This is a genomic window from Thermosipho sp. (in: thermotogales), assembly GCF_020054775.1.
Lineage (GTDB): Bacteria > Thermotogota > Thermotogae > Thermotogales > Fervidobacteriaceae > Thermosipho > Thermosipho africanus.
Genome location: NZ_JAIHAP010000086.1, coordinates 1 through 7493 on the forward strand (window position 1 = coordinate 1; position 7493 = coordinate 7493).

The window sequence follows — 7493 nt, forward strand, 5'->3', positions numbered from 1 at the left end:
TTTAATCCTTACAAATGAATTAGAAAAACTTAATCTTACACCAACACAAAGGTTAGGGCTCTATATTCTTAAACATAAAAACATTTCAAAAGAAGAATTGCAAAAATTAATAGAGGGTGAATAAATTGAAAGTTGGAATAATTTTTGAAGGAACTTATCCTTATATTGTTGGCGGCGTTTCAAGTTGGGGAAATTCTTTAATTTCAAATATGAAAGATGTGGAATTTTGTGTTATCCACGTTGGTGATGTTCCAAAAAAGAAAGCCCCAAAGTATAAATTTCCTGAAAACGTCACAGATTATTTTGAATATTATCTTTTTGCAAACTATAAATTCCCAAAAAAAAGAAAAATAGGAAAAGAAATTACAAATGCTTTGGAAAATATAATTTCTTATCCATTTGATGAAAACCTTATGGGCAAAGATCTATATGAATTATTTAAAAAAAATCCCTCTCTTGATTTTACAAGTATATTTAAATCTCAATTTTATTGGGGCACGATTGTAAGTTTTTACGAAAAGTATCTTCCATATGAAAACTTTACAAACTATTATTGGACATTATATTCAATGCTTATTCCATTTCTAAATTCTATTACAGTTGATCTTCCAAAGTGTGATATATACCATACTATTACAACCGGTTATGCCGGAATTTCAGCCATTCTAAATGGTTTAAAATACAATGTTCCTGTAATACTTACTGAGCATGGGATATACCATAGAGAAAGGCAGCTTGAAATCCTAAGAGCTGATTGGATAAAAGAAGAATTCAAAACAGGTTGGATTAAGCTATTTAATACAATAAGTTCTGTAGTATACAAAGGCTCTGACAAAATAACAACTCTATTTAGTGAAAATCAAAAATATGAAAAAGAATTTTGTTCTAAAGAAGAAAAATTTTTAATTATTCCCAACGGTATAGATACTAATAAATTTTCAAATCTTACATATAGGAAAAGCAAAACTCCATTCAATGTTGGTCTAGTTGGACGCGTTGTAGAAATAAAGGATATTAAAACAGCAATTAAGGCTGCAAAAATTGTAAAGCAAAGAATAAAAGATTTTAAACTCTTTATCATTGGACCAACAGATGAAGAGCCTGAATACTTTAGAGAGTGCAAAGAGTTAGTTGATATTTTAAATTTGCAAGACACAGTTGAATTTACCGGCATGGTCGATGTAAAAGAATATTACCCAGAATTAAATTTAATGATTCTATCCAGTGTAAGCGAAGGTCAACCCCTTGTAATATTAGAAGCATTTGCCGTAGGTATACCAGTAGTATCTACTAATGTTGGTGCATGCAGGGAACTTATATATGGAAGCAAAGAAGATTTTATATCACCTGCCGGAATTGTAGTAAAACCAAAAGATTTTATATCACTTGCAAATGCAATAATTTATATGTATGAAAATGATAAATTTAGACTCAACGCATCAGAAACTGGAAAGAAACGCGTACATATGAGGTATAGATTGGATCAAATGATAGAAAACTACAAAAAACTATATCTTTCGGTGGTGAAGTAAATGGCAGGTGTGGGCTTCAAACTTAATAAATTATTCTACAAAAATCAAATATCAACAGACGTTCTTGCAGTAATATATTCAATTTTAACATCGTCTGGGCCTTGGATAATAACAACTATTTCTTTATGGGTTGTTATATATTCTCTAAAGTCGGCAGATATATACTTTAATATGGCTGTTATATATGCATTCATACTTTCAATTATCTTTTCTGGTATTTTTTCCATGTTTCTCTCACGAAGAACCTCAGATCTTATTTATTCAAAAAAATATGAAAAAATACTTCCTGAAACACTTTCAATAATCCTAGTAAATAACTTAATTGTAATTACGTATCTTCTAATATTTTTTCTAATCTTTAAACACGACATCAAATTCATTCTTTCCTTTTCCTATTTAACCGCCTCACTTACGACGTTATGGTTGATATCGGTGTCATCACTTGCCACTGATTCAATAAATTGGTATATATTTTCATATTTAACTATGGGAATTTCTTCAATAATCCTAGCAAAATATTTTGAAATTATAGGTTATGCAATCGCAGTAAATATTGGAATAATAATAAATGTCTTCGTAGTTATTTATTATTTTGGTTCAAGTTCAAAAAAAATTTCCTTTGAATGGTTTAAAGAAGTAAAAAACTACTGGCAAAACCTATTAATTGGTTTTACTTACTATCTTTCAATATGGATAGACGACATAATAGTTTGGAATCATCCAAAATTTGGTGAAGAACCAATTAGTGGATTTAAATTTTCATATGTATATGATAGTCCAATGTTTTTTTCCTATCTTACTATAATTCCAACAATAACAATGTTTATTCTTGTTTTAGAAACTAGATTCTACAAAAAATACAAAAGTTTTTATAACTCTTTGATTGAAGGTTATGTTTTATCTGAAATAATTCTATTAAAAAACTCTATGGAAAAAGAACTAAAGCAAAATATAAGCCTTACAATAAAAATTCAAACGCTTATAACAACAGTATTCTTCATCCTTAACGAGCTTGAATTGCTACCATTTTCTAATCAACTTTCAAAACCTATACTTCGTCTTGGATTAATAGGTGCCATGCTTAATGGATTTTATTTAATGATGCTCTTGTTAATACTTTATTTTGATTTTAGAAATCTTGCCCTTGCAATAAATCTAAGTGTCTTAGGATTAAATTCAATACTAAGTACCATATTTGTAAACAAAATTGGGTATGCAGCCCTTGGCTCAGGTTATGCATTTTCGTTTGCAATTGGAACTTTTATTTCATATTATTTACTCAAAAAAAGAGTCAACAAAATTATACAAATAGAATACTCAAGGCAAAAGGTTGATCTCAAAGAAGGATACTATCTAAGGTTAAGTCAACTACCCACCGCTTATAGAAGCGGAGGCTTGTAAAAAGCCTTAGTTGACTACTCTCAGCCACCAGCAATACGCTGACGGGGCTACGTTAGACAGGTTATGACACCCTGGGATGCTGCTCAAGTTCCAGGCTCTGTCGTGTGGGTCTAAACAGTCATGAAGGGTAGGGACAGTGACCTGCACATAACAAGCCTGTCTAACATTGAGGATGAGCACCTAACTCCTTCAAAGGAGGCTTACCGCATATGGTATATGTTATTTCAAAGGATGGTAAAACATTAATGCCAACAAAAAGGCATGCTAAGGTAAGAAGACTACTAAAACAAGGGCTTGCTAAAGTTGTTAGAAGAGACCCATTTACAATTCAGTTGTTGTATGACACAACAACATACACACAACCTGTTACTGTCGGAATAGACATTGGCTCAAAAATACTTGGTATTTCAGCAATAACAGAAAAACAAGAACTACTCAGTATGGAAGTAGAACTACGACAAGATATAAAGAGATTGCTTTTAGAGAAAAGAGAGTATAGAAGAAACAGAAGGTACCGCAAAAGAAGATATAGAAAACCAAGATTTTTGAACAGGCGTCGATACGAAGGATGGCTTGCACCAAGTGTTCAATGGAAGGTTGATGCACACATCAGACTGGTTAATTTAATAGCCAAGATACTGCCAGTTACAAAAATTGTAATTGAAATAGCACCATTTGATGCACACAAAATAGTTAATCCTGACGTAGAAGGTATTCAATATCAAGAAGGTCCAAAAAAAAGTTTTAGTGATGTAAGAGAATACTGTTTGTGGCGCGCAGGGTATAAATCAGAACTGTCAGGTAAAAAAGGCATACTTGAAGTCCATCATATTATTCCAAGAAGTAAAGGTGGTACTGATAATCCCTCTAATTTAATAGTATTAACTGCAGAAGAACACAAAGACTTGCATGAAGGTAAGATTAAAATTCCACGCAGTAAACTTGAAAAAGTTAAAATTTTAAAAGATGCAAGTCATGTGTCGACAATAGGATGGCACATAGTAAACAGGTTGAAACAACAATACGATGTTGGAATAACTTTTGGCAGTATTACAAAAAGTAAAAGAATAGAAATGGGATTAGAGAAGACACATAGAAACGACGCATTTGTAATAGCAGGTGGTAACAAAAATATTAACAGAGCGACTGAATGGTACTTTGGAAAATTTTTTAGAAGACAAAACAGGTCATTACACAAAGCTAATCCAATCAAAGGGGGGATTAGACCATCGAATACTATAAAGGAAGTTAGAGGATTTAGAAGATTCGACAAAGTAAGATATAAAAATCAAATTGGCATAATCCACGGGTTAAGAAGTTCTGGATACTTCGATATACGTACATTGAGCGGAGAAAAAATTCACTCATCGGCTAAGTGGTCAAACCTAAAACTTTTAGAAAAAGCAAAAACACTAATGTTAGAAAGTAGGAATCAGCTCATTCCTCTCCATCTTAATGGAGTCTCCTGCGCTGGATCATGATGAAATAGAACAAATTAGGGAGGAATTAAAATGAAAAAAGTATTAGTAATATTTTTAATGATAATTAGTGTTATTATATTTTCACAAAAAAAGTTTCTTCTTCTCTACAAAGGCTCAGAACAATATGGCGAATACATGTTAAAGGACTATGTAATTCCCTATCTTGAGAAAAATAAAATAAACTATGAATTGCTTGATGTGGAAAGAATGAACTTTTACCGTATAAATTCTAATGACTTTTCAACAATAATCACTTGGTATTATTCAAATGCTCTTGAAAACTCTGTATTATATCTTAGGCAACTTTCAATATTTATAGAAAATGGTGGAAATTTTTTCTTTTTTAACAACATTGGGGCAAATGCAGATGCAAGGGAATTAAATAATGTTTTCAACAAAATCGGCGTACATTACAAATATGGATACAAACAATTGAGCAATTATAATATAGAATACGATAAAAACTTTTTTAAGACATCCCCAAGCACTGATATAAGTAGGCCAGTTGAGGAATACGAAGTATTTAGCAAAGAAACGAAAATAATCCTTTCTTTTAAAGTAAATGATAAAAAATATCCGATGATATTTCTTTCAAATAATGGCGGTGGTGCAATATTCAACAGTTTTATTGACAAAGAAGGAAATATTATACTAGATATTCAAAAAATATTACACTATCTTACAAACAAAAAAGTTGGAAGGGAAAATAAAATTTTAGTTGTTTGCGACAAATATGACAAAGAATTTTACCTTGAAAAACAATTTCAACTAAAAAAATTACTTGAATATGCCAAAATAAATTTTGAAACAGATTACGTTAAAAGATTTTTTGAATATTCATACATAGATCTTACACCTTTTAGATATATAATATGGATAACTGATTCAAAATTTATACATACTAACACTATTAAAAGATTTATAAATAACGGTGGAACATTGTTATTCATAACAGATCCATACAACACTCCTTGGAATAAAAATATAGTGCTTGAAAAAAACAACATTGAAAAAATATTATTCAATAAAGAATTATTCTTCTTGTCAAATACAGATGAGGGATGCGAATTTGATATAAATTTTGATATCGACTTTAATATTGAACTTGACACCTCAAACATAGTACTTGCAAATCTTGTTGGAAGCAAGCCTATCCCAGCCATCTGGTACAAAAAAGAAGGAAGTGGTTACATAGGTTATATATATCCACCATTAATAAAGAAAGAAACAAGAGGATTAATTCTTCAGTCCATTCTTGAAATGCAGGATTTTAATATTTCTGGATTTCTTAATTCTTTTATATTTTACCTTGATGATTTTCCAATCCCCTCATATAATGTAACAAAAAGAGATGTAATAGATACAGATTTTTACTATAAGACGTGGTGGAAAGACATAAAAGCTTTTGCAAAAAGTTACAACATTAAATATACAATAGTAACACCGTTAAGTTACAATGGAGTTAGTAATCCTCCTTTTGAATTTTCTGAATATCTAATAACTCATTTTCCAAAAGATGCTCTTATAGAAATAGATAATTCAGATTTTGAACTAGGACTTCATGGATATAATCATTTATCTTTAACAAAGGAAAATTGGCCCAACCCTCAAAATATAATTGAAAGCCTTAGGGCAGCTAAAAAATTCTTAGAATCAATATTGGGTCATAAAATATTTTTAAATAGCTATGTGGCACCAAATAACATAATAGATGAATATGGTGTTCAAAACCTTATAAAAGCCTTACCAGAAGTAACCACTATAGGAACAACGTATAGTTCTACAGATGAATTTTCAGAATATATGATTTACAATAACAACGTTGTGATATTACCGAGATCCACATACGGTTATTATCCATTAAAAAGAATCCTTATTTCCAGTATAAATACACTTGCAAATTTTGGAAGCTTTCAACACTTTATACATCCTGATGATTTTTTTGCAAAAGATAGAAATCCAATGCAAAAAAATTGGGAAGAATTAATAACGATACTTGATGGATTTTACTACAAAATAAAATCTAAAATGCCTTGGCTAAAAAATTATACAGCTTCCGAAGCATATCCTTACTTTCTTGACTATTTAACTCAAAAATACGAATACAAGATAAATGAAAATTATCTAGAAATAACTATTCCAAACTATTCATTAATGCCAAAATATTTTCTTTTAAAAACTAAACTCCCAGTAGAAAAAATAATTGGAGGTGAAATTGTTTCCTTTTATCTAGAAAATGATATATACATAATTCAAATGCAAGGAACAAGAATGAAAATTTTCTTTTTGAGGTGAAAACGTGGAAGGCATTATTAAACTACTTACGATTGGAATACTATTCTTTTTAATCATACAACCATTATCTATTGAAAGAGCTGAAGTACCTCTTATATATCAACTTCAAAAAATTAATTTAAGAACAATATATTCATACTACAAGCCTAAATTTTTGATTATTGATGTTCAAGATATTGATGAAGAGGATATATACTATATTAAAAAACTTAAGGAAAACGGAACAACAATCCTTTCTTACTTAAGCATAGGTGAAGCAGAAGATTATAGAAGTTATTGGAAAAAAGAGTGGAATAAAAATCCGCCTGAATGGCTTGGAAGTGAAAATCCAATGTGGCCTGGAAATTACAAAGTAAAGTATTGGTATATAGAATGGCAAAACATTGTTTTTAATATGATCGATGAAATTTTAAAATATGAAGTAGACGGACTCTATCTCGATCTAATCGACTCATTTATTTATTGGTCTGAAAATGGCTATCCAAAAGAATTTACAGCATTGCAGATGATTGACTTTGTCTTTCAAATATCAAATTATCTCAAAAGTAAAGGAAATTTTTTAGTCGTGCCACAAAACGGGGAAAATATATTAGATTATGATACTTCAAACAATTATATAAATGCTATCGATGGTATAGGAATAGAATCTTTATTCTTTAAATACACAAAAAGAATTGATGAAAAAATTACTTTAAATAGGCTAAAATACATACAAGAAATCCAAAATCAAGGTAAATTTGTTCTTGTTACAGACTATATATTTTCACCTTTTTATGACAACAGT

At 30.0% G+C, this 7493-nt stretch carries 5 protein-coding genes; all 5 read left to right on the forward strand.

Going from position 1 to position 7493, the window contains the following annotated elements; all coding sequences use genetic code 11:
• The first annotated feature begins 116 nt into the window (after positions 1–116).
• Complete coding sequence (gene pelF / locus JG780_RS09975) at positions 117–1532, forward strand: GT4 family glycosyltransferase PelF (RefSeq protein WP_287570468.1); 1416 nt, start codon at positions 117–119, stop codon at positions 1530–1532.
• Positions 1533–2933: an exopolysaccharide Pel transporter PelG gene (gene pelG / locus JG780_RS09980; protein ID WP_287570469.1), complete on the forward strand. Its 1401-nt coding sequence runs from the start codon at positions 1533–1535 to the stop codon at positions 2931–2933.
• A 209-nt stretch (positions 2934–3142) separates the two neighbouring features.
• Positions 3143–4414, forward strand: a complete 1272-nt coding sequence (gene iscB / locus JG780_RS09985; protein WP_287570471.1) for an RNA-guided endonuclease IscB — start codon at positions 3143–3145, stop codon at positions 4412–4414.
• 30 nt (positions 4415–4444) lie between these two features.
• Positions 4445–6709, forward strand: a complete 2265-nt coding sequence (locus JG780_RS09990; RefSeq protein WP_287570473.1) for a DUF2194 domain-containing protein — start codon at positions 4445–4447, stop codon at positions 6707–6709.
• 4 nt (positions 6710–6713) lie between these two features.
• Positions 6714–7493, forward strand: a 780-nt coding sequence (locus JG780_RS09995; protein WP_287570475.1) for an MJ1477/TM1410 family putative glycoside hydrolase, incomplete at its 3' end; no start/stop codon positions are given.